Raw genomic sequence first — 26,415 nt, forward strand, 5'->3', positions numbered from 1 at the left:
TAAAAAAAATAAAAATAGATTATGGCAACAAGTAAAGAACAGTTAAAGCAATATTTTGAAACTGGAGACGTCCCAACAGAAGGACAATTTGAAGAACTTATAGACAGTTATAGACATATTGATACAGGGGAAGTAATAAGTTCAATTGAAGATGCAGAAGATAGTACAACATTAACGATCAGTGATGCGAGTACTGTAGTAGTACCAAAATCTAACTTCTACGATGATAGATTTAAACATCAATATTCACAAACCATCACAATAGACGGCGATGCAGATACCTATTATCAGGTAGTTATAAAAGGCGGAAATCAAAATAGAATACGAGAACTCAATATTTATAGACGTCACACAGATCCAGCACCAAATACTTGGAATACAGCTTCACTTAGAGGCGCGTTAACAGCAGAATTTAGATTTAATGCAGGAAGTTGGGGAGGGTCTCAATATGATTGGATGCTTCTAGATTTTAGAGAAAAATATTGTAATATGCTCGCAGATGCAGGGCATGTCAATACAAAACGCGCTTTTTATGTAATGCTACGAGGAGGTGGAGCACAATATCATATTGATTCTGATGACATACTGGATATACAAGTTGTGTATAGTGCAGATGAGATTATATATCCACACTCAAACCCTATTTATGTGGAATATGGGAAAGCACCAATTACAGAAGTAAATACTGACAATATATCAGACCATGTGATTCCAAAGGCAGGAGAAGTTATCCTTAAAGGACCAGATGAAAGAGGCACTAAGGAGTATGCAATTCTTAGGCATTATAATAACCCTAGCGGTACAAAAACCTTTCATATTAAAACTCCTATGCGAATAGACCAAGATACTGACATGTATTTTTTTAAAGCTGAAGGATATGCATTTGGTGGAGGGGGAGAAATAATTGATATTGTTTGGGTAGGTTATTGTTATCAACCTAGTGGAGTAATTTTAAGTAAAAAAACAAAGGTAGGAAGATCAGATACGATCACTGCTGGACAATATGTAGGGTCAGACAATCATGTCTACATATGGTTTAAAACACCTAGTAATAACAATAATACATTTGCTATCGATACTATGCGTGTAGGAAATGGTCCGCTCTTTAAAAAAGGAGACTTAGAAGTGATTTTAAGTGATGCAGCAGAGCTATAAAACAATGCTTGTACTCTTAGACAATGGCCATGGCGGTCTTATAAATAACACATACCAAACCCCAGGAAAACGAAAAGACTGGGGTGATGGTAATGTGATCTATGAAGGTGAATTTAACCGAGCCATTGTGAATGGAATTATTCAAGATTTAACCCTTCTAAAGATTCCATATGTAAATATCGCTCCAGAATATTGGGATGTAAGCCTAAAAACACGTGTACGTCGTGCTAATGCCTATGCACGTCAAAAGTGCTTCTACTTAAGCGTGCACGCCAATGCAGGCGGCGGTGTAGGAAGTGAAATTTTCACCTCTCCGGGACAAACCCATAGCGATCGTATGGCTACTATTTTTGGTCAAGAATATCAAAGAACATTTCCAGATCGGAAATTACGAACCGATTTTTCTGACGGTGATCTGGATAAAGAAGGGCGCTTTTATGTCCTTACAAAAACAAAAATGCCAGCCATACTTACAGAGAACTTCTTTATGGATAATAGAGAAGAATTCAATACACTATTAATGACCGCAGAAGGGCGTTCTCGTATTATCAAATATCACGTAGATGCTATCCGAAGAGTGGTTGCTATGAAATAAAGAAATACGATACGTTTTAATGTTTCATTCTTCCTTTGGTCATGAACCTGTCGGCAGGCAGGTCTCATAAGCTCGATTTCACAGGTTTAGACTTTTTTGGTTCTTTTTTGGCAATGAAAAAAAGAACTTCATTCCTCAATCTCTTTCAATATCGTTTCAGTCACCCTGAATGTATTTCAGGGTCTCACTACTTTTAGAATTGGTAAGATGAGATGCTGAAATAAATTCAGCATGACGTATTCAGTTTCTTCTTAAAAAGGACATTACTCCTCAATCTCTTTCAATATCGTTTCAGAACTACGTAACACCTTTTTGTAACAACGTGTCACAAACCAGACGAGAAGTCCGAAAAAGACGAGCATAAAAGGAGCGGCAATACCCAGTTTAGGATCAAGGGTTTCAAATAGATTTTCATCATTAAATAACTTAGCCGAAACAGGCACAGTAAGGAGCATAAATAGGAAACTAATTCCTACGTTCAATTTTTGAAAATTGACAAAGTTCTTTTTCCCTTTTGCATAGGTTTCCATGGTTTCTTTATAATTCATTTTAGTGACATTCACTTGTTTCATCCCTCGTATCGTTTTTAAGGAAAGGATAGGAAGTACAGCAAGGATGAGCATACATAAAATAGCAGATACTTGTAGGGCGATGGTATCAAATGTTTTAAAATTAGCTAATAATACGACCATTGCTACGTAGCAAACTACGCCCCCTATTTTTTCTGCAGTAAAGATCTTATTCCATTGTGAGGTATATTTTTGTTGTGTCATTTTGAGTATAATTTCGTCTGTTAATTGTTTTTGTTTTTCAAGGTCTTGGCTCATTTGAGACCAGGCAGCTTGCATTTCTTCTAGTTCCATAAGCTTATTTCTTTACTAATTGTGTTCTTAATGTTTCTTTAATTCGAGAGATGCGTGTCGCTACTTTACTTCTAGAAAACCCAGTAATCGTGGCAATCTCTTCATACTTTTTACCTTCTAATAAAAGAAGGATAATCCCTTTATTGACATCAGAAAGTTGTCGTATCTGAGCATACATTTCTGCGAGTCGTTCTTCCAGAATCGGATCGTCAGGTTCGTATGTGAGATGAAGGTTTTCTATCCCTACAGCAGTACCTTTACGTTTTTCTTTTCTTAAAAATGTAAACGCGGTATTTAATGCCACGCGATACATCCAAGTACTAGCTTTGGCCTCTCCTCTAAAACTATCAAACCCTTTCCATAATTGAAATACGATATCTTGATACAAATCTTTTTGATTTTCTCGCGTGTCACAATACACTCTGGAAATCTTAAAAATGATCCCTTCGTTTTCTTTTATGAGTTGTGTAAAAGCTTCTTCTTTGCGCATTAAAGATGATTTATATACTCCATTAGTAAGATATGTATTAAAAAAGTCGCAAAAAAGTTTACTTTTTTTTCAAATCGTTGTTGTTGAGGTGTTTTTGTATGTTTGCTTAAAGCGAAAAGGTAGAGCAGTAATATATAGCATGGAAAGAGTGAATATTGAAAAGTTAGAAGGTAGTTTTCTAGACGGAGGAGGAGAGAAGTATGTTTACTTTTACAATGGCAAACCTTTTACAGGAATAGCTGTAGAATACTATTATGAAGTTGGGAATTTAGTTTTTGGAGAAGAAGAATATCATAACGGCTATCAAGATGGTTGGATACGTTATTATCATAGAAATGGACAGTTAGATACAGAATACAAAAATATTAATAATCAAACTGTACCAGGAACTTATAAAGAGTATGATGAAAACGGTGTCTTAATACATGGGATGTAATTTTAATATTAAAGAAAAAACAGTAAATGAGTTGGATAAAAACCCTAGGATATGATGAAGCAGAAGGTCCTTTAAAACGGATGTATGACCGCGTAAAAGGCCCTGATAATAATGTAGACAATGTACTATCTATACATAGCCTGCGGCCGCATACATTAAAAGGGCATATGACACTTTACAAAAGTGTTCTTCACAATGCCAATAACACCTTGCCCAAATGGTATCTAGAAGCTATAGGTGTGTATGTGAGTTACCTCAATACTTGTGATTACTGTGTACAACATCACCTTGCAGGGTTCACACGATTACTAGCCGATGATGATCGTGCAACGGCTTTTTATCAAAGTGTACAAAATGATACCGTAGCTACTTTTTTTGATAATCATTATAAAGATGGCATTATATACGCACAAAAACTTACCCAAGCACATCACACCATCACCAAAGAAGATATAGATCATTTAAAAACGGTAGGCTTCTCTGAAGGCGAAATCTTAGAAATCAACCAAGTCACGAGTTACTTTAACTATGTAAACCGTATGGTCGTTGGTCTAGGCGTCAATACCGATGGAGATATCATTGGACTTTCACCAGGTAATAGTGACGAACCCGATAACTGGAGTCATCATTAGGGTTCGAGAAGTTGATAAATTCGTCATTTCGAGGGAAACGTAGTGACGAGAAATCGCATAACAGTGAGTGCGTTTTAGTAGGTTAGTTTATGAGTTTTTAAAAAAGATATATTAGTTACGAAGAATAAGATTTCCTCCTTCGAGGAAATGAAATAGATTATGTAAGGTGATTGAGTGATTTTTGCTTTTCGCAAAAATTGTATCGAAATCAGCGACTAGAAATAAAAATAGAATAACACTCTAATGATAGAGTAATACTCTATTTTGTATTTTAAAAAGCTCCTTTCCTTAGAGAGGGAAGGAGCCTGTATGGAGGCACGAAATACAGACAGAAGGGAGTATATGCTATGTTTATTTGTCAGAATAAATACCTTCGATACCTTACTGCGACAAGCATACCTTTTCGCGAAAGCGAAAGAACGTTTATAAAATAGATACCTATCTTTACAAGCTAAATAACGCCATATAAAAATTCATGGATTACTTTTTTATTATCACAGTACTTGTAGGACTTTCAGCGGCTTTTGGGTATATCAATGTGCGGTTTTTAAAACTACCCAATACCATTGGACTTATGCTCATTACCATTGTATTTACATTGGCCGTATTTGCACTAAGTTATGTAGATAATACCTTGTTAGATGCAGAACGCTATATTATCAAGCAAATTGATTTTAGAACAGTATTGCTGGATATTATGCTTAGTTTTCTCTTATTTGCTGGCGCTTTGCATACGAATTTTGAACAACTCAAAATACAACGATGGCCAGTATTGGTGTTTTCAACCTTAGGAGTATTGGTCTCTACATTTTTAGTAGGTGCCGTGATGTATTTCATACTCCCTTTATTTGGATTGCAAGTAGCTTTTATACATTGTTTGTTATTTGGTGCTTTGATCTCTCCTACAGATCCCATTGCCGTTTTAGGGATATTGAAACAAGCAGGCGCTCCTAAAAAACTAGAAACTAAAATTGTAGGAGAATCGCTATTTAATGATGGGGTAGGCGTGGTGGTCTTTCTTACTATTTTTCAAATCGCCTCTTTTGGAACAGACAATATAGAAGTCTCAGAAATCTTTAAACTGTTTGGGCAAGAAGTAATTGGAGGCATAGGTTTAGGAGCTATTATAGGATGGATTGTCTATCGATTAATGAAATCTATAGACGATTATTATATAGAAGTTATTATTACACTTGCGGGCGTGATGGTAGGAACGGCTATCGCTCATAAGTTTCACCTTTCTGCTCCATTAGCAATGGTGACCGCTGGATTAATTGTAGGGAATGATACCATACGAGGAACTGCCATGTCTGAAATTACAGAAAGCTATGTAGATAAATTTTGGGAGCTCATTGATATTTTATTAAATGCGTTACTCTTTGTTTTGATTGGAATGGAAATGCTGGTGCTTGTTGTAGAAGGAAAATATGTGGTGGCAGGATTATTAGCAATTCCTATTGTTTTACTATGCCGTTATGCTTCTTTATTAATACCTATTAATTTCTTTAAAAAACGATTAGATTTTGTCCCTAAAACCAACCTCATTATGACATGGGGAGGATTACGAGGCGGAATTTCTATCGCGCTTGCATTAGGACTTTCAGACGAGATGAATAGAGAATTGTTTCTGGTGATTACCTATGTAATTGTTGTTTTCTCAATACTCGTGCAAGGGCTTACGATTGGGAAGTTAGTGACATGGGCGCAAAAGAGAGGATTAAAGTAGGATTAGTTTCTTGTTAGCATGCTGACTTTTTAAAGCTGAATAGATCTTTCCCCGACCCTAAAAGGCGGACACATTCTCAAATTGTTAGGGTATTTAAAATTTTCACTCCCTTTAGGGTTGGGGAACTGAAAATTTGATACTAGTAAAAGTTACATCTATAAAGAGTTTACAAAAGAAAGGATCAGAATAGTCTTTTTCTAAAATGATATTTTTGCTATATGAAAGTAGACAATTTTACAAATGAATTTTTCGGAATAGGGATTCAAAATGGAAAGACCCCAGAAAATTTAGGAGTGCTATGGCGAAGTGCTCAAAACCTAGGCGCTAGTTTTATTTTTACTATTGGCAATCGATATGCAAAACAAGCAAGTGATACCCATAATGCCGTAAAAGCAATGCCTTATTTTCACTACGATACCTTTACCGATTTTTATAACCATCTGCCTAAAGGTGCTCGATTGGTAGGTGTAGAAATGCATGCAACTTCAGCGTCTTTAGAAACCTTTGAGCATCCACGTCGCTGTGTCTATTTACTAGGAGCCGAGGATCACGGACTTTCTAAAGAAGCTATAGAGAAGTCGCACTTCTTGGTACAGTTTCCTTCAGAAATGAGCTTAAATGTAGCTGTTGCAGGGAGTATTGTGCTCTATGATAGGACGCGTACAAAACCAAGATCATAGTTTTTTAATACCATTGCTTTTAAGGGTGTCATACATAAAATAATGTAACGCTTTCATCTCTGTTTTTCCCGCTTCTTTTCCTAATCGTCCTGAAAAATACAACACAAACCAAAGGATACATAGTACTACCATTGTCACTAATGGAATTGCATACGAAGTTTTTAATGAGATATTGCTATACATCCACATACCAGCACCTATAAATAAGGTGGCCACTATAAAATGTAAAAACATAAATAAGGTCCAGACGGTTGGTTTAGGACCAAAAAGCCCTTTAAGTACCGTAGGTTGCTCCTCTATTTTATAGATTTCTAGATGCAACTGTGGCGACCAGAAATGTTGTTTCTGTTTTGGAATCCTGATAAATACATGGTCATCTACGCGACTTATAACATACGTGTTTTGTGTTTTGGCGATCTCTTCAAAAGCATGTAATACCTTTTCAGGTAATGCATCTAGCTCAAACGAAAACCGAGGTCGTAATACAATATCCTTAGAAAATTCCATAGGGTTTCAATGTAGCAAGTCCCTATTGAAAAAAAGATGACATTTATCATGGGGAACGGATGATGAAGAATTTTTGATTCTAAATTTTTACGCTTTCGCGAAAGCGTACTCAGAAACATAACATGCCAAAGAATTTTTATAAATACTGAGTTTTTAGTCTTGAATTTAGGGATTTGGAATTTGAATTATGGAAATTATATACCCTACCTTTGCAGCAAATTATATACTATGTCTCATAAAGCTGGTTTTGTAAATATTATAGGAAATCCTAATGTAGGGAAGAGTACGCTTATGAATGCGTTTGTAGGAGAGCGATTATCTATTATTACTTCAAAAGCGCAAACCACGCGTCACCGTATTTTGGGGATTGTAAATGGAGAAGATTTTCAGGTGGTTTTGAGTGATACGCCAGGAATTATAAAACCTGCATATGAACTCCAAGCCTCTATGATGGACTTTGTAAAAAGTGCTTTTGAAGATGCCGATGTGCTTTTATATCTCGTTGAATTAGGAGAAAAAGAACTCAAAGACGAAGCCTTTTTTAATAAGATCCGTAATGCTAAAATCCCCGTACTTTTATTAATTAATAAGATTGATAAAGGCAATGAAGAACTCTTAGGAGAAGCCTTGCAGTTATGGTCAGAAAAAGTGCCTAATGCTGAGGTTTTTGCCATTTCTGCTTTAGAAAATTTTGGAGTAGAAGAGGTGTTTAAACGTATTGTAGATTTATTACCAGATTCGCCACCTTTTTACCCAAAAGATCAACTTACAGATAAGCCAGAACGTTTTTTTGTAAATGAGATCATTCGTGAGAAAATCCTAATACATTACAAAAAAGAGATTCCATATTCAGTAGAAATTGATACCGAAGAGTTCTTTGAAGAAGAGACCATTATCAGAATGCGATCTGTTATTATGGTAGAACGTGATAGTCAAAAAGGGATTATAATTGGGCATAAAGGAACTGCCTTAAAAAGAGTGGGTGTAGAGGCTCGAAAAGATTTAGAGAAATTCTTTGGAAAACAAGTGCATTTAGAATTGTATGTAAAAGTCAATAAGAACTGGCGTAGTAATGAGAAACAACTCAAACGTTTCGGATATAATCAGAAGTAAGTTTTACTACCTAGGTATAAACAAATATTATCAAATATAAATTATAACTATATAATAAATAACGCGTATTTCTCTCCCTCAGGGAGAGATGTCCGAAGGACAGAGAGGGTATGAACAGGAAATTAAAAAATAGCGAACTCAATCGAAAATCAGTCGCCGAGTTTAAAGATTCAGAAAAGACTCCTTTACTTATTATTCTGGATAACATACGTAGTTTAAATAATATAGGATCTGTTTTTCGTACAGCCGATGCTTTTTTGGTTCAAAAAATCTATTTGTGTGGTATTACTGCACAACCTCCACATCGTGAAATTCAAAAAACAGCTTTAGGGGCGACAGATGCTGTAGATTGGGAATATGTAGAGGATACGGTTACGCTTTCGCGAAAGCTAAAACAACAAGGAATCCATGTGTGTGCTATAGAGCAAGCAGAAGATGCTGTAATGCTCAACGATTTCAAACCTGAAAAGGGAAAAACATATGCCATTGTCTTTGGAAATGAAGTGAAAGGAGTACAGCAAGGTGTCGTTTCTGAAAGTGATACAGTGTTAGAAATTCCACAATTTGGCACCAAACATTCCCTAAACATTTCCGTCTCTTGCGGGGTTGTAGTATGGGACTTATTTTCTAAGATGAATGTACAGTAGCGTGGTGGTTGTTTTAAATATTTTGTAGGTTTTTGACAAAATATTTAAAACTTTCCGTTTCAATATTTCAAGGACTTATTTTCTAAGATGAATGTGCAGTAGCGTGGTGGTTTTTCATAATTTTTTGTAATCTGTTGAAACAAAAAATTATGAAATTTCCGTTCAAACTTTAAAAGGGTCTATTTTCTAAGATCGATGTACAGTAGCGTGGTGGTTGTTTAAAATATTTCAAGGATTTACTCTCTAAGATGAGTCTATATAACAAAAGATTTATAGCGCTACTTTGATGAGAAGTCTCATGATAATTGCTAATTTGAAATAAATGCTAGCGCTTTTGTAGTCTCTATTGATTTCATAGGAAGGATGTTAGACTTTTAAGATATAACTCTAAAATAATATCTTATGAAAACATCAAATTTTTTTTTAATTGCCTTTATCGGAATTGCTCTTTTTGCAATTTCTTGTTCAACATCTGATGATGCTCTTCTTCAAGAAGAGGAAAATTTACTAGTAACTGAAGAAATGTCTTTAGAAGAGTCAGAAGGAGCCTCTTCAAATAGTAGAATTGCTGTTGATACTGCTGTCTGTACTTATTTTAATGCCAATCCTTTTACGGCACAAACAGAAACTTTTTTATGTGGAGATCCTAATCCAAACCCAGCTCCCAAGCCTCAACTAAAAACACTAGATCGTACAGCTGTAGCTCAAGTTTCTTGCTTTCCATCTTTGTTAAAAGTATATGTGCCAAATGACTTTGAAGATCAGATTTTAGACGGTACTACATTTGTACAAGAGTTTGATACAAGCTTTAGTTATGGATCAGAATTTCTATACTTCTCAGAGAGAGGCGTACCTGAAAACGCATGTTTATATCCATATATTCAACCTAATCATGCTAATATTCTATTTAGATCTGTTTCTTGTGAAATTCAAGACTATTTCGATACGTTACCTACTTTACCTTCAAATCAATTCTATTACCCAGAGATCACTTATTTATTTACAGATTTCTTGTTTTCTGGTCCTCACGCAACATCAAGTTTTGTAGAATTTGGTGTAGATGTTAAAATATGGGAAGTAAATTAGATCTGTTATACAATTATTATAAATGCCCCAATACATTAAGATGTATTGGGGCATCCTTTTTATGATATTTACAATTATTATTGAGTCACCGTTTTCCAACGAAGTGCTACTACTCGCGCACCAGCATCTAATATATCTCCTGTAGGATCATCTGCGATTTTTAATGCATTTGGATCACCTCCTACATTTATTTCTGATACTGTTGTCCAGTGTACATTAAAATCAGGAAGTTCAATTCCAATAATATCCTGTACTTGAATTCCAGAAGCATCTTCTAAGGTAATGGTGTTTTCTGAAGTAATACCAATAGCTAACTTATCTTGGTTTCTATCAATAACCCCCCAACCCAAGGCTGAGTTATTTAAATTAGAATTTTGAACCCAACTTCCTTCTGGCAAATCTTCATCTGTAGGAAAGGATGTTGCGGCAAGATTTTCTGTGATTTGTGTAGAAGGTATCTCATTAAAGATGGCCCCCCATCGATGTCCTGAGTAGTTATTAATTCCAATTTTTGTAGCAAATGGATTTCCTACAGAGGGACTTCCTCCATCGTCTTCAGTTCCTGCTTTACGAATCATGATTCCATAATAAGAAGTAGGACTTGTTCGTGCTCTTGTATAATCAATACCTTCAGTAATGGTTATTGGAAAAGAAATATCGCCAGGTAATGAAAAACAAAACAATTGATTTCCTTCTATAAGCGCATTTGTAGTAGTTCCTAAAAGAAGAATGCCACCATAAGGCACATTATTATAAATAAAATCTCTTCGTAAAGCATTATTAGCAACGATGTTGTTAGTGATAACTGGATTTTTTACATCTGTAAAGGCAATCCCAGAAGAGTTATTTCGCTCTACAGTATTATTTGAAACAATAACATTAGAACTACGTTCTAGAGAAATGCCTAAATCTCCAGAGTTACGCGCCGTATTATTGTTAACTTTTAAATTGATAATATCTTTAATACTGTAAAGATCTGCAGATCCTCCATCAAAAAAGCCATAGTCAGGACCATCTGCAAAATTATTTTCTATAATCACATTAATATGATTATCAGTAGGAATTCCTTCCGGTGTATTTCCTTCTCCACAGGTTAAATAAATGGCACTAGGCCCAAATCTTCCATCCCTCCATTCTTGATATGTGTCATAATCAGGATCATCTTCAGAATTTACAGTACTTATATCTACAGCACCTGTTTCTGGATCTCTAGGGATAGATAATTCTTCAATAATAGAATCAGCTCTTCCTACATCAATTTTATTTCCAGTAATCCATACATCACTACTGTATGCCGCAATAGCAGGAAATAAACTGTCTCTTATACCTTGTATTCTTATTGGATTTTTATTAAGTGTGTTTTCAAAAACATTATCTTCTATCTTGATTCTGCGGTTTCTTTTATCAAGACGAATTCCAAAGTTGCTATTTTTAAAAGTACATCCTTTTATTAGAACATCAGAAACATTTGCTAGAGATATTCCTGCGGCACTTCTCCCGCCATTAATCATATTTTGAAATTCACAATTCATAAAAGAAATAGTATCAATAGCACTATTGTTTCCAAACATGTTGATAGCCGTCTTTTCTTCATTTCCGTCAAAAATGATGTTCTCAAAAGTAATATTTGCAATGCTGGAAGTTGTAAAAAACATCGTATTTGAAGTACTATAATTATCAGAAGCTTTAATTCTAGTTTTAGAATGAGATGCTCTAAAAGTGATATTATTATTAAGAGCAATTGCATCTGTGATTTCAATAGTTTTATTGCCAGGAAATAAAATAATGCCACCAGCACCAGCCCCACTTGGATTTGCATCAGCAGAGTTAGGGGCAATAGTAGTAAGCTGTGCATGAGCAATGGCAAGTTCTATAGCAGCAGTATAATCATTACCAGTAACTAGGTCAATATACGGGGATGCTTGTAGGTCAAAAATATCTTCAGGAGCAAATATAGAATTGTCTATGCAATCTTCTGGGATAGTAGGTTGTAGTTTTTCATTTGATGCACTTAGTGAACAAACACAAAACACAATAAAAAATAATCGATGTAAATAGTTCATGTTTTTGGTTTTAAAAAAATTAACAATTTGGTTTGAAATGAAGTGTATATGGAGCTAGCATTATATACACTTGCAAACATGCTAAGATAATTAATGAAACATGCAAAAAAGAATGTTAAGCCCTATGTTTACAGTAGTTTCAGTAGATGTTTGATGCTTTATAAAATAAATTGGATAGCACATTTAGGACTCATTTTACACCTAAATAGCTTTGTGATTATTATATCATTAAAAAAGCTCATTACAGCATATAGTAATGAGCTTTTTTTAGATGAATGAACTTGATATTTACTACTCAAGATATGGATCTGGATCTACTTTTGTTTTTATTTCTCCTCCATAAATCAATTGAGGATTTTGTATTTCATAAGTTTTAAATTGTTCTAACATGATAATAGGTTTAAAAATTAGTGTTGAAGTTATCTTGACTTTATAGATCTATAAAAACTCGTATTTCTGTTAAAGCGTCAAGATGACTACAAATATGTTTATGTGATTAATCAAATAGGCCTTCAAAAAATTCTCCAATAGAACAGAAGAATCCACATTCGTTTTCAGTGGTGGTTTGTTCTGTTTCAGCTCCTGTTCCAGGTTCTTCATCGTCATCATCTGTTGCGAAGGCAATATTGGTAACTAGAAATAAGCATAAAAATGCATATAGTGTTGTTGCTTTTAGTGTTTTCATAATTTTATGTTTATTAAGTATTATAGATCTTCTATTTTTTTAATCTGATAAAGCCGTAGAGGGAGGTCCGTCAGATAATGCTTTGCTAGTGTGTGGTGGTCCATCGGAATAAAAGTCAGAGGTTTCGCCTGGATCTTCGGTGATTAAATTTCCCCCTATAACTTTACGTAATGCGATATTGCTAAGTACTGCAATCGTTTCTTTGGTAAAGGATAATTCCTTTGAATGTTTTTTTTTCATAATACTGTATTTTTAATTTGTATTCCTCGATCATTTATAGACACTCAAGGTGTATGTCTGTTTTGTTTTAATAAGTAGTAAAAGAATGGTGCGCTATAGTGTATAGCTCTTTCTGTTATTATTTATTTTAGTTAAAACTACTTGATAGTGAGGGTGTTTAAAAGGAAAGTGTAGCAAAATTCACGAATATTGATAAATTTAGTTTTTTTAAAAAGTAACAATGTATCGGAATTTACTTTTTGATTTATGCTCGTGGAATTAGCAAATTTGTAAAGATTTTATAACTGTGAAAAACTGGTGATAACTCCTCTTGCATAAGATTTGTAAAAGTCAATCAAAAATTTACCTTGCGGTATGGCAAAAAGCACCCAGAAAAAGGTCACTCCTTTAATGCAACAATACAATGCGATCAAGGCAAAATATCCTGATGCGTTATTACTTTTTAGAGTAGGTGATTTTTATGAAACTTTTGGAGATGATGCAGTAAAAGCTTCGGGTATTTTGAATATCACGCTTACGCATCGTAATAATGGAGGAGATAAAACGGAATTGGCTGGTTTTCCGCATCATTCGTTAAACACCTACCTGCCTAAATTGGTGAAAGCTGGATGTCGTGTGGCTATTTGTGATCAATTGGAAGATCCAAAAATGACCAAAAAAATCGTAAAACGAGGCGTTACAGAATTGGTCACACCAGGAGTCGCACTTAATGATGAAGTACTTTCTGCAAAACAAAATAACTTTCTAGGAGCTGTCTTTTTTGGTAAACGTACCTTGGGAGTTTCGTTTTTAGATGTTTCGACAGGAGAGTACCTGACAGCACAAGGCGATGAAGCCTATATTGATAAGCTACTGCAAAATTTCGCGCCAAGCGAAGTCTTAATTTCTAAAAAACAGAAAGCAGCTTTTGCTACGGCTTTTGGGCCTGATTTTCATACCTTTTTTATGGAAGATTGGGTGTTTAAAACAGATTATGCTTTTGAGTCACTTAACAAGCATTTTAAAACTAATACTCTGAAAGGCTTTGGTGTAGATCACCTAGAAGAAGGGATCATTGCATCGGGGGCGATTTTACACTATTTAGGAGAAACACAACACCATAAATTAGAACATATCTCGCGTATTAATCGTATTGCCGAAGATGAATACGTATGGATGGATCGATTTACGATTCGTAATTTAGAGTTATATCATACCGCTTTCGCGAAAGCGATTACATTATTAGATGTAATTGATAAAACAACCTCTCCTATGGGAGCCCGACTTTTAAAGCGCTGGCTCGCATTACCTCTAAAAAATGTTGAAAAAATAAAACAACGCCACGAGGTGGTTTCTTATTTACTTCAGGATGAGGTGTTGTTTGAAAAATTACGCCACTATATTAAAAATATGGGTGACGTAGAGCGCCTGATTAGTAAAGTGGCTACTGGAAAGGTGTCACCTAGAGAAGTCATTCAGCTTAAAAACTCACTCGAGGCAATGGTGCCTATAAAAGCATTGAGTTTAGCAGCAAAGAATGAAGCATTGCAAATTATAGGAGAAGGCATTCATGAGTGCGAATTATTACGCTCTAAAATTAAAGAAACCCTCAATGAAGAGGCTCCTGTTGCTATTGGGAAAGGTGGAGCAATTGCGACAGGGTTTCATGAAGAATTAGATGGTTTACGAGACATTGCTTTTTCGGGCAAAGACTATCTCGATAAAATGCTAGAACGGGAGACCGAACGTACAGGAATTACCTCTCTAAAAATCGCGTCCAATAATGTGTTTGGCTATTATATAGAAGTGCGTAATACGCATAAAGATAAAGTGCCTGAAGAGTGGATCCGCAAGCAAACACTCGTAAATGCAGAGCGTTATATTACCGAGGAGCTTAAAGAATATGAAGCCAAAATACTAGGGGCAGAAGAACGTATTTTAGGGATAGAACAACAGTTGTTTTCAGAACTTGTACAATGGATGATGCAGTTTATACCACAAGTACAACACAATGCAAATTTAGTGGCACAACTGGATGTATTGGCATCTTTTACCCAACTCGCAAAAGATAATAACTATATACGTCCTGTGGTGGATGATTCTCAAGCGCTCACCATCAAAGAAGGACGTCATCCGGTAATCGAAAAGCAATTGCCTCTTGGAGAAAGTTATATTGCAAATGATGTCTATTTAGATAGAACATCTCAACAAATGATTATGATTACGGGGCCTAATATGTCTGGTAAAAGTGCTATTCTAAGGCAAACGGCATTAATTGTATTGCTAGCACAGATGGGAAGCTTTGTACCTGCTACAGAAGCTCATATTGGAATGATTGATAAGATTTTTACACGTGTAGGTGCTAGTGATAATATCTCTATGGGAGAGAGTACCTTTATGGTAGAGATGAATGAAACGGCAAGTATTCTGAATAATATTTCTGATCGTAGCTTGGTGTTACTTGATGAAATAGGACGAGGTACCAGTACGTATGATGGAATCTCTATTGCTTGGGCAATTAGTGAATATTTACACGAACATCCCGGACGTCCTAAAACCTTGTTTGCGACGCATTATCATGAGTTAAACGAAATGAGTGAAACTTTTGAGCGAATTAAAAACTATAATGTTTCTGTAAAAGAATTAAAAGACACGGTACTTTTCTTACGGAAGCTCGTGCCAGGAGGGAGCGCACATAGTTTTGGAATACACGTTGCAAAAATGGCAGGAATGCCGCAACAAGTAGTGCGAAGAGCAACCAAAATGATGGAGAAACTCGAAAAGTCACACGGAAGCGAAGAACTCACTGGAAAATTAAAGGGAGCCACAGAAGATGAAATGCAATTAAGCTTCTTTAATTTGGACGATCCATTATTAGAGCAAATCAAAGAAGAAATATTACATACAGATATAGATACACTTACGCCTGTAGAAGCACTCATGAAGCTGAATGAAATCAAACGAATGCTTATAAAAAAGAAAGAAAATAATACTTTGTAGAACATTAATAAGCAGGTGATTAGGATTTATTTTAAAGATATTTTCAATTAGACCCTATATTTTTTCAAAAAAGGTTTTGGTAAATGTAGAAAAGATGTAAATTTGCATCCGCTGTTTGAAGCAGTAACGTTCTGAAAAGAACACACAATGCGAAAGTAGCTCAGGGGTAGAGCATCACCTTGCCAAGGTGAGGGTCGCGGGTTCAAATCCCGTCTTTCGCTCTACAAAATTTGACATACTGAATTAAAAATATACCAATTGTTTTGCTTCCGCAAAACAGATGCTCGAGTGGTGGAATTGGTAGACACGTTGGACTTAAAATCCAATGTCCATTAGGACGTACGGGTTCAAGTCCCGTCTCGAGTACAAAAGGCTCTTCATTTATGAAGAGCCTTTTTTATTTCCGCGAAGGTGGAAATCCCATGAACTTTCTAAAATCATGGTATAAGTCAATATTTCTTTGTGCTAATGGACTATCTCTTTTTAAGAATATGTTCTCTCTATATATGCTTTCGCGAAAGCGTATAAAGTACCTTTTTAACATATACTATCTTTATGGAGTTTATCTCTTACATCTATAAAATAATAAAGCTCGAAATGAACAAAATTATAAGCTCTTTATTTGAAATTCATGACAACTTTTTTCTCTTCTATAACGTACTACTAGAAGGTCAAAAAAGGCAACATGTAAAAAAACAAGGGAGTTTGATATGATTGCCGTACTATAATTACGGTAAAACCGTAAAATATTTACGGATAGAATAACTAGCTTTCATGTGACTTAAGACCCCTAAGTATACCCCTTAAGTAAATACGATAATTTCTCACTAAATTAAATCGTCATGGAACACTCATACGTTATTATTGATAGTAATCCAGAAACTGTATATGCTATCCAACTTGCAATGGAAAATTTTAATAATTTTATCTGTATCGGAATCTCCTCTGGAGAACAAGAAGGTCTGGATATGATATTAGAAAGAAATCCTTCTTTAGTATTTTTAAATATAGAATTAGAGCATCATAATTCTGGTATAACGGGTTACTACCTTATGGATGCCTTACAAAAATACATGGATGTTCAACCACAATTTGTGGCTTTAGCATCATCTGCTCAATATGCCATAGAAGGAATAAGACATAGTGTCTTAGATTATATTATTACACCTATAGATAAAAACGTATTGAGACGTACCTTATTTCGTTTCAGAAAATCAGAGTTCAGTGCGCCAGCTGATATCAATGATACGCTTTGTTTAAAATCATATGGTGATTATAAATTTGTAAATACAAATGAAGTACTTTTTTTAAAGGCAGATAATAATACAACAGATTTTGTAAGAGTAAATGGAACTACGGTAAGCGCCTTTAAAACATTGAAGTTTTTTCAAGAGTCATTACCAGAACATTTTATAAGAGTACATAATAGCTACATTGTAAATAGCCATTATATCTCCAGAATTCATTTCGGTAAATCGCAATGTACCATGGAACACAGTGATTTTGCAGTTCCTTTTTCAAAGTCTTATAAAGAAAACGTAGAAGCAATACGTGACAATTTTTATAAACGAAGTCTAGTCATTGCCTAATGATTATTACAGAAAGTGTTAGATACTAGCACTTTCTGTATATATCCGATTTTCACACGCTTGAAATTTGGATTAAGAAAAGTATGTGAGTGTACTAAAGAAACTCTAAAAACACTCACATTTAACAAAAAAATAGCATTTTTCAAAATAGTCATATACTCGTATATGACGTTCATCTACATCTATAGGTAGTACACTTACTATATAGACCTAAAATTGACATTTCTCTACGTCACTTCTTGCTACTTTTACACCGTTATAACAAACCAAATAGAGCATTAAAGCTTCAAAAATAGTCATCAAAATCACATGAAAATGGGAACATGTGAAATAGATGATATAAAGAAATAATTTTTAAGAATCCCCAACCCTAGAATTAATAACTATTTAAAATTTAAAACAAGTAATGCTATTGCACATACTTGAAATTTAACCACTATTAAATACACCACACTAATGAAAACATTCATACAAACACTCACTATATTATTTGCTACCGCTTTATTCTTTTCTTGTGAATCAGATCCTATTTTAGAAGATTTTGAAGTTGCAGATTCCCTAACTATAGAAAGTATTGAAGTTGAAAATGATAATACTAACGCAGAAAAATTAGATGATGATGACATTCCAACTGAAGGGATAGATGATGATGATGTGCCGACTGAAGGGATAGATGATGATGATGTGCCAACTGAAGGGATAGATGATGATGATGTACCAACTGAAGGGATAGATGATGATGATGTGCCAGTTGAAGATCGCAAAATCGATGATGATGATGTACCAGTTGAAGGTCGCAAAATCGATGATGATGATGTGCCAGTTGAGGGGCGTAAAATCGATGATGATGATATTCCAACTGAAGGGAATAATAGTGGTAATTAATTTTATAATCAATCACTTATGATATTTAAATAATATTAATAATTTATAAATTGCCTTATTTTTTATACAAGAAATAGGGCTTTTCTTATTATTTTTATAGACTACTTAGATATACTTATATATTAATTTTTTTGTATTTATGATCTCAAGGAATAAATTTTCTTATATACTTCTAATATGCTTGTTAGTTACTTTTTCTTGTGACAATGAATTATTTGATTCAGAATATAAAAAAGACGAATCTAGATTATTTGACAAGTATTATGGATTGGTAGATAATACATCTCTGGAGAAAGCCGATCGATTAAAGTATATTGATAGTATGGTAGATTTTACTAGAAATAAGCCTAAAGATACTTTAATGAGAAATCATTTGATAGATATATCTATTTCTTATGGAAGATTAGGAGTACAAGATTCTAGTTTTAAGTATAAACACAGAGCATTACAATTAAGTACAAAAATTAATGATTCTTTAGGGTTAGCAAAATCCAATTACAGTTTAGGATTGTATCATTTAAATAATGATGCCTTAGATAGTGCCTATACTTATTTCTATAACTCTGAAAAGTTATATGATCAAATTGAAAATAGTGAATTAGGTGGGACTTCTGCTTTAACAATGGCTATCACTCAGAAGAGAGTGCGAGATTATGTGGGAGCACAAGAGAGTGCTATTAAAGCAATTGAACTTTTAGAGCAAACTGATGAGGTTCGATATTTGGCTTCAGCATATAATACCTTGGCGAGTGTCTCGAGATCGTTGGGTAAATATGAAAGTTCTATAGAATATTACACTAAAGTATATGATTATAGAGAAGGTTTAAAAAAAGAAAGCTTAAAGAAAGATGATAAATTACTAAATAGTAGCACCTTAAATAATTTAGGAATGGTGTATATGGATATGCAAGAGTATCCCAAGGCGATTTCTAATTTTAAGAAAGGGTTGTCTTATGATAGTTTACAGATTAAAAAAATAAAATCATATATCCGTTTAATAGATAATCTAGGGTATGCAGAATATAAAAATGGAAATTTAGAGTCTTTTCCAGACTTATTGCTGGAAGCCTTAAACAAAAGTCGTGAAGTAAATGACCGTTTAGCGATGGTTTCCAGTGGAATGCATTTGTCTGAGATCTATTTTGAAAAAGGGGATACAGCCTTATCTAAATACTATGCTGAAAATGCCTATAAAACCGCCAAAGAAGTTACCTATAATGATGGTATACTAGGTTCTTTAGAACTTCTTATGGGAACCTCAGATCCTAATGATGGTATTGCTTACGGTAAAGAATATATACGTATAAGTGATAGTCTTCAAATGGAAGAAAGAGCATTTCAGAATAAATTTGCCCAGGTTCGTTTTGAAACAGATAAATTAGAAGTAGCCAAAAATAAAGCTACAGAAAGATCCAGGATTTTAATTATTATCTTTTCTATTAGTGTCATTATTTTTCTAATTGGGTATATCCTCTTGCAGCGTAGAAACAATAGAAAAGAATTAGAATATCAAGAAGGACAACAAAAAGCCAATGAAGAGATTTTTAATCTCATGCTTGCACAACAAGGAAAACTAGAAGAAGGAAAACACCTAGCAAAACAACGTATCTCAGAAGAACTACACGATGGGATTTTGAGTAGACTTTTTGGATTACGATTAAGTTTGGATAGTTTAAATAATAAACATGGTAAAGAAGTAGAAACTTTACGATCTAGTTATATAGATCAGCTTAAAGATTTAGGGCAAGAGATTCGAAAAATATCACATGATTTAAATAATGAAAATTTCACACAGGACACACTATATCCAGATGTACTTAAAAAATTATTGAAAGATCAATTTGAAGCACAACATGTGACATATGAATTTTTATATGATCAAACCATCAATTGGGATTTAATCACGAACTCTAAAAAAGTACATGTATATCGTATTATTCAAGAGTGTCTTATGAATATTAATAAACATGCCAATGCAAAACACATTACTGTGACTTTTAAAAGTAAAGATGCAAGTGTAGAACTTACTATAGAAGATGATGGAGTAGGTATGGATACAGCAAAAGCTAAATCTGGGATTGGAATGAAAAATATTAAATCTCGAGTAGCCCAAATTGCAGGTTCCTATAAAATTATTAGTAAAATGAATCTTGGAACTCAAATTCAAATATCTTTTAATTAAAATTTAGTATCTTGTAGTCACTAAATAAATGTTAGCAGAATTACTTTCCCTATAAAGTTTAAGATTAGCAACTTACGATATTTAGTATTCCATAAAATAATCGTAAAAAATGAAAAAAAAGCTTAAAGTCTTAATGGTAGATGATCATCCTATGATCTTGGAGGGGTACAAAAATACGTTGTCAGATTTTTGTGAAGAAAACTACAAATTAGAAATAGACACCGCTTCAGATTGTGATGAAGCAATTTCGCTTATTGATAAAACCCCCAAATCAAAGGCATACGATCTAGCTATGATAGACGTTCAATTACCAATTGCAACAAACGATGTAGGAATTACATCAGGAGAAGGAATCGCACAATACCTCAAAAAGAAATTTACAAGAGCAAAAGTGATTATTCTTACAATGCATAATGAGAGCACCCGAATCCATAATATATTGGAAAAAGTAAATCCTCAAGGATTATTAATAAAAACAGATATTTCTTTTTCAGAACTTAATCATGCATTTGAGCAGGTACTAAGTCAAAAAATATACTATAGTAGTACGGTAAATGATCATTTACGTAAAATGGTTACAAATGATGTATCTGTAGATCAAATTAACCTTCAGATACTATATCACCTTTCTAGAGGTGTGCGTACCAAGAACTTAACAAATCATATCAATCTTTCATTAAGTGCCATAGAAAAGCGTAAGAATCAACTAAAAGAGAAGCTGCATGTGAAATCAGAAAGTGATGAGCGTTTAATTGAAGAAGCGCGCATAAGAGGTCTGATTTAAAATAAGTATACTGAAAATAAGAACACTGCAATGTGTATAGTTTTGTCTATATGTATTGCAGTTTTTTTATGCGTTCTATTTTAGAAAGATGATTTCTTTTTTTAATTAATTGTATACGCTTTCGCGAAAGCATATACATATGAAATATAATTCTTACAAATGAGCAAAAAAACAACGCTAAATGCATAAACTAGAAGGTGTAATTGTTTAAAAGTGCTATAAAGGGCTAAAATTACGGGAAAACCGTAAAATTTTTGCATGCATACCCGAAGAAAAACTCAGAAGCGCTTCTTAAATTAGATAACAGATAAAGAGAAGTATATATCACTTTGTTAAACACATAAAATATACATTTTCAATCTACTAGTAAATAGTACTTAATGTATGTATTGAAAGTTACAATTATTGGTTTTGAGTGTTCAAGTAGCTTATTTAATGTTGTAATAGATTAAGAGAGTTTAGGGGCTTGTCGTCTATACAATTATTAATAAAAACCAATCTTCCCCCAGCTTTATAATAGCCCTCGACTTGAGGGCTGTTTAAAGCTTTTTTTAAAACCTCTTATAAATACATGTTGTTGTCAATTATTCCTTTTTTATATGGGAAATTTTTGGTGCCTAATAATTTGAATCAGAATGAGATGTGTTACTGTTTAAAACCAATTAATATTTTAAAAAAGTAAGAATTACACGCCTTTATTTTATGGCTTTACAGTAAAAAAAACGAAAGAATTTTAATAAATTTTGTAATTAATTTGGATTTAATTGACTGATTCAATACATTTGATCGATGAATTTGGTATTTCATCGAATTTTAATGTTAAAATTGACTTATGATTAATTAATTTTTTTTTTGAAAAGAATAAAATTTAAATTTAGTCAATTAAAAACTACAATTTATTGATATCACTATAAATATGTGTGTCAATATAGGTAATTTAAAAAGTGAAGTTTATCCCTACAACGATTTTACTTTTTTGTGAATTTTTTACCTTAATTATAAATAAAATAAATTATTACGATATAACTACATATTAGTTTATCATTAATTATATATAAAACCGAAAATAGAATAGATGAAATAAAACTATCCTCCCAAAACTCTTATTTATTATTATTGACTTCATATGATGATGTATATATCATATATGGATTATAATATCAGTGCGTGTAAAAGGAGGTATAGGTTTATTAAAATAAAATAACCCCGCAATTGTAAAACTTTGGCGAGCAAACAAAAGCAGGGTCGTGAATAATAATCAATTAATAAACTGACCATTATGTTGAGATGTCTTCGGATTATTTTTTCAGGAATGCATTTGCTTCTCGAAAAAACAATTGCAAATCGTATATCAGTAAATAGGGTAATACGTGCAAAAAAACAGTCTACTTGGCAAAGTATAAAAAAATATAGTTTTTTAAAAGACTTTGTTGAAGTTTTAAGTCACTTTTCCTATACAAATAAACAGTTTTCTTCTACAAGAAGAGTAAGTGAGGTCCTTTCGCTTAGAAAAAACAAGTATGTGTTACATATACTATGTTGCTTCATATATATAAGTGTAAATTTTCTATCTGCTCAGAATTCCTTACAACCTACAAATCTTCAACCTACAAATAATACATTTCTATATGATCAGGGATGTATTTTATCTGAAGATGATATAGCTTATAATTTGCCATTGGTAAACACTTATGATCGTCCTTTTCATATTGGACAACGTACAGTAACTACAGTAGATCTAAATGGACCATTACCAGGTGTTGATCATGCAGTAACAGCACAAGTGGGATTTATTTTTCCTACAGTAACAATTGATAATGAGATTAATACAAGTTCGGGAACTCTGCAAAGTGCTACAATTACATTTTCAAGTAGTCCAACAGGTACTCCTGCTGGGGTGCCAGATGCAGATGATCTGATAGTAATATTTGATGCAGCTGGCACACAATTAGGGTCTATTGGGATTAATCAAATTTTAGGCCCTGTAGATATTGTATATGGCTCAAATACGATGCGTATTCAGAGTATAGCATCAGGAGTATACAGTGTGACAGATGCTTTTGGAGCTGCGATTTTAGAAACAAATTTAGAGTCATTTATATACAATTTAAGATATGCACACAATGCTGTAGCTGGAGGAGGTACAGAGGGAAATAGATATATGATCGTAGAGGTGACGGATGCCGATAATACGCTTTCAGCAACCTCAGTTATTAATGTACAATATTTTCCTAGCGCGACAGATGATATCAATTCGATTCAGGCTAATGCAACCATGCCAGTATCTGGTGATTTAGAAAGTAATGATATTGACTTAACAGCTGGTGATGTATTAACTATAGCTGAGGTAAATGGAGTAGTAGCTGCTGTAGGGAATTCATTTGCAAGTACCTATGGTTTTATAACAGTACAGACTGATGGTAGTTATGATTATAATGTAGACACTTCAAATATTGCAGTAAGCGGATTGCGCAATGGAGTATCGCTTACAGATATTATCTCATACACAATTGAAGATCTTAATGGAAATCAAGATTTTGGTTTTATAACAGTGACTATTAATGGAGTAGATGATCTTCCAGTAGCCACAAATAACATAAATTCAGTTACTGTTGGAGGGACAACTGTTGTGAATGGAGATGTGATTTTTGATGATGATGGTTTTGGAGTAGATTCAGGTGATAGACCTTTAGCATTATTTATTTGGGAAAACCAATTCAGTGCTCCTGGCGGTGTTTTTGCAAACTTATCAGGCCCAGTAAACGGACAAAGTAGAACGGAACCTGTAACTGGTGTACAAGTTTCTTTTGTGTCTACAGACCCAGATAATATAGGTATTCCTAATCAAAATCAAGTAGTATATCAAACAGCTACTAATGGTGGTCACACTGGATATTTAGGGTATGCCATAAACGCTAGTGTAAACCCTTCTGCTTCTACGGTACTAACTATGAGCTTTGATGAACCCGTAGTAAATTTAAGTTTTACGTTATCAGATATCGACTGGTCTCAAAATGATTCATGGCAAGATCAAATGACGGTTAGTGGGAATTTAGGAGGAACACCAGTAGATTTTATACCACAAGTTTCTGGATCTGTTGTTACAGTTGGGGCAGATACTTTTTACGGAACAGGATCTGTACCTGCGCAAGATGCTCATGGTAATGTAGTCATCAATTATCCTACACCTGTAGACCAAGTAAGTATAGCCTATAATTATGGGCCTGATGCTACTGCAGCAGATAATGGAGGACAGATTGCAGCGATTTCAGATTTGATCTGGCAAGCCACTGGAGCACCAAGAGTAAGTGAGGTAGATGGAATGGCAGGAAATGTAGGCATGGTATATGCTACTACCTATGGTTTCATTACGATTAATGGAGATGGAACATATACATACACATTAGATTTGACAAATACAGATGTGATGAATTTGACCACTGGAATGACATTAACAGATACCATTCCATATACACTCATAGATACAGTTGATAATTCAGGAAACACGGCGATGGCTAATGTAATTATCACAATTAATGGACCCGCGGCAATCCCTTGTACAACGCCATCTGCCATTACAGGACTTTCAGATATCACTATAGACGAAGGAGATATGACGTCCTTTTCTGCAGGAGGTGGAACACCTGGGATACTTACCTGGGCAGTCACTCCAACAACAGGCGTAACTCCAAATTCAGGTGTTGGTGCAAACACAGGAAATATTACGTTCACAACCGCAGGATCTTATACAATAACATACACGTCTACCAATGATAATGATCCTTTAGGCTGTAATACTACAGAAACTGCAATGGCTACTGCTACGATTACTGTTGATCCTGTAGCTGCTACATGTGATATCACAGCCATAACTGCTATAAGCAATAATGATTGTGATTCTATGAGCAATCAATTTACAGCAGATGTAACAGTAACTTTTGAAAATCCACCAGCTACAGGAACTTTAGAATTGACAGGAGATGGTACTGCTAGTGTAGCAGTAGGGAGTTTAGACACTGCAACATCACATACATTTAATGGTATTTCTTTTACAGCCGATGGTGCAGCCATCTCATTGACTGCAGCATTCTCAGATGATGCCATGTGTACATTTACAGAAGCTAATGCTGGCACAGCAGATGCAACATGTCTATTAGATTCTGATGGCGATGGAGTCTTAGATAGTATGGATATCTGCCCAGGGTTTGATGATGCAGTCGATAATGATCTAGATGGAGTTCCCGATGGTTGTGATCAAGATGATGATAATGATGGGATATTAGATATGGATGAGAGTCTATGTGCGTCAGGATTTATTTCACTAGGTCAAACCTTCTCAAGTACATCTGTCACAGGTTCTGTAGCTAATTTATTTGCTTTTAGTGGTGTAGATATTACTATTGATTATGAATTGCTAGGAAGTAATCCAGGAGTTACACCAGCTTGGAGTTCAGGAGTAACTAATGGTAGTTTTCCAGTAGGTCCAGACGGTCAAGTGTTTAATACACAGCCGGATAATACAAATTTTCCTAATGGCGATGTAGCGCAACATACATTAAACTTTACTAATGGTCCTGTCTTCGATTTGGAGTTTAAAATTGGAGGTATAGATAACCAAGATAGAGTAGATATTTTGGCTTTTAATGGAGGAGTAGCTGTTCCAGTTGTAATTGCAGATGTAAATCTCGGGGCAGATCTTACACTTAATGATAATTCCGCTGTTAGTAGTGCTCCGGGCGCAAATGCACCATCTAATAGTATTCAAGTAACCATAGCAGGTCCAGTAGATCAAGTAATTTATACTACTGGAAAAGATAACGGAAATGCAGGAAATGTTACGATACAATTATACGAATTAACCTATTGTGTATTTTTAGATACGGACGGTGATGGAGTACCAAATCAATTTGACTTAGACGCGGATAATGACGGTATTTATGATGTAGAAGAGAGTGGAGGTGTAGACGCTGATAATGATGGTCAGGCAGATGATACCGATGGTGATAGTAGTAATAACAATGGTGTTCCAAATTCTGCCAACGGCGGTACTGGTAATCCACCAATAGATAGTGATCCTG

The 26,415-nt window shown here is 34.3% G+C and carries 21 protein-coding genes and 2 tRNA genes; 17 read left to right on the forward strand and 6 right to left on the reverse strand.

Going from position 1 to position 26,415, the window contains the following annotated elements:
• Positions 1-21: 21 nt before the first annotated feature.
• A complete protein-coding gene (locus tag CHB80_RS13530; RefSeq protein WP_089372028.1) occupies positions 22-1,155 on the forward strand; it encodes a hypothetical protein in 1,134 nt (377 codons plus the stop codon).
• Between the two features lie 4 nt (positions 1,156-1,159).
• Positions 1,160-1,750, forward strand: coding sequence for an N-acetylmuramoyl-L-alanine amidase (locus tag CHB80_RS13535; RefSeq protein ID WP_089372251.1), 591 nt, complete (start codon positions 1,160-1,162; stop codon positions 1,748-1,750).
• Positions 1,751-2,013: 263 nt separating this feature from the next.
• Here the strand turns inward: CHB80_RS13535 and CHB80_RS13540 are convergent, their stop codons facing one another.
• Positions 2,014-2,613, reverse strand: coding sequence for a hypothetical protein (locus CHB80_RS13540; RefSeq protein WP_089372029.1), 600 nt, complete (start codon positions 2,611-2,613; stop codon positions 2,014-2,016).
• Positions 2,614-2,617: 4 nt separating this feature from the next.
• The gene (locus CHB80_RS13545; RefSeq protein ID WP_089372030.1) at positions 2,618-3,103 is read right to left on the reverse strand and encodes an RNA polymerase sigma factor; all 486 of its coding nucleotides are present in this window, start codon (positions 3,101-3,103) and stop codon (positions 2,618-2,620) included.
• A gap of 139 nt (positions 3,104-3,242) precedes the next feature.
• Here CHB80_RS13545 and CHB80_RS13550 point away from each other — a divergent pair, with 139 nt between their 5' ends.
• The 4 genes from CHB80_RS13550 to CHB80_RS13565 all read left to right on the forward strand — a co-directional run bounded on the left by CHB80_RS13550 (position 3,243) and on the right by CHB80_RS13565 (position 6,577).
• Positions 3,243-3,539, forward strand: a complete 297-nt coding sequence (locus CHB80_RS13550) for a toxin-antitoxin system YwqK family antitoxin (protein WP_089372031.1) — start codon at positions 3,243-3,245, stop codon at positions 3,537-3,539.
• Positions 3,540-3,565: 26 nt separating this feature from the next.
• The gene (locus CHB80_RS13555; RefSeq protein WP_089372032.1) at positions 3,566-4,171 is read left to right on the forward strand and encodes a carboxymuconolactone decarboxylase family protein; all 606 of its coding nucleotides are present in this window, start codon (positions 3,566-3,568) and stop codon (positions 4,169-4,171) included.
• Between the two features lie 475 nt (positions 4,172-4,646).
• On the forward strand, positions 4,647-5,897 hold the full coding sequence (locus tag CHB80_RS13560) for a cation:proton antiporter (RefSeq protein ID WP_089372033.1): 1,251 nt from the start codon (positions 4,647-4,649) through the stop codon (positions 5,895-5,897).
• 218 nt (positions 5,898-6,115) lie between these two features.
• A complete protein-coding gene (locus CHB80_RS13565) occupies positions 6,116-6,577 on the forward strand; it encodes an RNA methyltransferase (RefSeq protein ID WP_089372034.1) in 462 nt (153 codons plus the stop codon).
• Here the strand turns inward: CHB80_RS13565 and CHB80_RS13570 are convergent.
• A complete protein-coding gene (locus CHB80_RS13570; RefSeq protein ID WP_089372035.1) occupies positions 6,572-7,084 on the reverse strand; it encodes a GTP-binding protein in 513 nt (170 codons plus the stop codon). The two genes, CHB80_RS13565 and CHB80_RS13570, sit on opposite strands and share 6 nt — an antisense overlap.
• A gap of 228 nt (positions 7,085-7,312) precedes the next feature.
• Here CHB80_RS13570 and era point away from each other — a divergent pair, with 228 nt between their 5' ends.
• The 3 genes from era to CHB80_RS13585 all read left to right on the forward strand — a co-directional run bounded on the left by era (position 7,313) and on the right by CHB80_RS13585 (position 9,930).
• On the forward strand, positions 7,313-8,197 hold the full coding sequence (gene era / locus CHB80_RS13575; RefSeq protein ID WP_089372036.1) for a GTPase Era: 885 nt from the start codon (positions 7,313-7,315) through the stop codon (positions 8,195-8,197).
• A 110-nt stretch (positions 8,198-8,307) separates the two neighbouring features.
• Positions 8,308-8,844, forward strand: coding sequence for an RNA methyltransferase (locus tag CHB80_RS13580; protein ID WP_089372037.1), 537 nt, complete (start codon positions 8,308-8,310; stop codon positions 8,842-8,844).
• Between the two features lie 402 nt (positions 8,845-9,246).
• On the forward strand, positions 9,247-9,930 hold the full coding sequence (locus CHB80_RS13585) for a hypothetical protein (protein ID WP_089372038.1): 684 nt from the start codon (positions 9,247-9,249) through the stop codon (positions 9,928-9,930).
• A 77-nt stretch (positions 9,931-10,007) separates the two neighbouring features.
• On the opposite strand, the gene CHB80_RS13590 is transcribed toward CHB80_RS13585, so the two are convergent.
• The 3 genes from CHB80_RS13590 to CHB80_RS13600 all read right to left on the reverse strand — a co-directional run bounded on the left by CHB80_RS13590 (position 10,008) and on the right by CHB80_RS13600 (position 12,918).
• A complete protein-coding gene (locus CHB80_RS13590; protein WP_089372039.1) occupies positions 10,008-11,993 on the reverse strand; it encodes a right-handed parallel beta-helix repeat-containing protein in 1,986 nt (661 codons plus the stop codon).
• Positions 11,994-12,489: 496 nt separating this feature from the next.
• Positions 12,490-12,678 carry a hypothetical protein gene (locus tag CHB80_RS13595; protein WP_089372040.1) on the reverse strand — a complete coding sequence of 63 codons (189 nt, stop codon included), beginning with the start codon at positions 12,676-12,678 and terminating at the stop codon, positions 12,490-12,492.
• A gap of 39 nt (positions 12,679-12,717) precedes the next feature.
• Positions 12,718-12,918 carry a class I lanthipeptide gene (locus tag CHB80_RS13600; RefSeq protein ID WP_089372041.1) on the reverse strand — a complete coding sequence of 67 codons (201 nt, stop codon included), beginning with the start codon at positions 12,916-12,918 and terminating at the stop codon, positions 12,718-12,720.
• A 354-nt stretch (positions 12,919-13,272) separates the two neighbouring features.
• Between CHB80_RS13600 and mutS the strand changes: the two genes are divergently transcribed.
• From mutS to CHB80_RS24665, 8 genes are all read left to right on the forward strand, one after another.
• Entirely contained in the window at positions 13,273-15,897 is a 2,625-nt protein-coding gene (gene mutS / locus CHB80_RS13605; RefSeq protein WP_089372042.1) for a DNA mismatch repair protein MutS, read from the forward strand.
• A 149-nt stretch (positions 15,898-16,046) separates the two neighbouring features.
• Positions 16,047-16,118, forward strand: a tRNA-Gly gene (locus CHB80_RS13610).
• Positions 16,119-16,179: 61 nt separating this feature from the next.
• Positions 16,180-16,263, forward strand: a tRNA-Leu gene (locus CHB80_RS13615).
• A 476-nt stretch (positions 16,264-16,739) separates the two neighbouring features.
• Positions 16,740-17,486 (forward strand): LytR/AlgR family response regulator transcription factor, encoded by a 747-nt coding sequence (locus tag CHB80_RS13620; protein WP_089372043.1) that lies wholly within the window; start codon positions 16,740-16,742, stop codon positions 17,484-17,486.
• 456 nt (positions 17,487-17,942) lie between these two features.
• Entirely contained in the window at positions 17,943-18,371 is a 429-nt protein-coding gene (locus CHB80_RS13625; RefSeq protein ID WP_089372044.1) for a hypothetical protein, read from the forward strand.
• Between the two features lie 181 nt (positions 18,372-18,552).
• Entirely contained in the window at positions 18,553-20,553 is a 2,001-nt protein-coding gene (locus CHB80_RS13630) for a tetratricopeptide repeat-containing sensor histidine kinase (RefSeq protein WP_179218167.1), read from the forward strand.
• A 109-nt stretch (positions 20,554-20,662) separates the two neighbouring features.
• A complete protein-coding gene (locus CHB80_RS13635) occupies positions 20,663-21,337 on the forward strand; it encodes a response regulator (protein ID WP_089372046.1) in 675 nt (224 codons plus the stop codon).
• A gap of 1,522 nt (positions 21,338-22,859) precedes the next feature.
• Positions 22,860-26,415: beta strand repeat-containing protein (locus tag CHB80_RS24665; RefSeq protein ID WP_179218168.1), on the forward strand; the 3,556-nt coding region annotated here is incomplete at its 3' end.

This window comes from Dokdonia pacifica, assembly GCF_900188275.1.
In the GTDB taxonomy this organism is placed as follows: Bacteria; Bacteroidota; Bacteroidia; order Flavobacteriales; family Flavobacteriaceae; genus Dokdonia; species Dokdonia pacifica.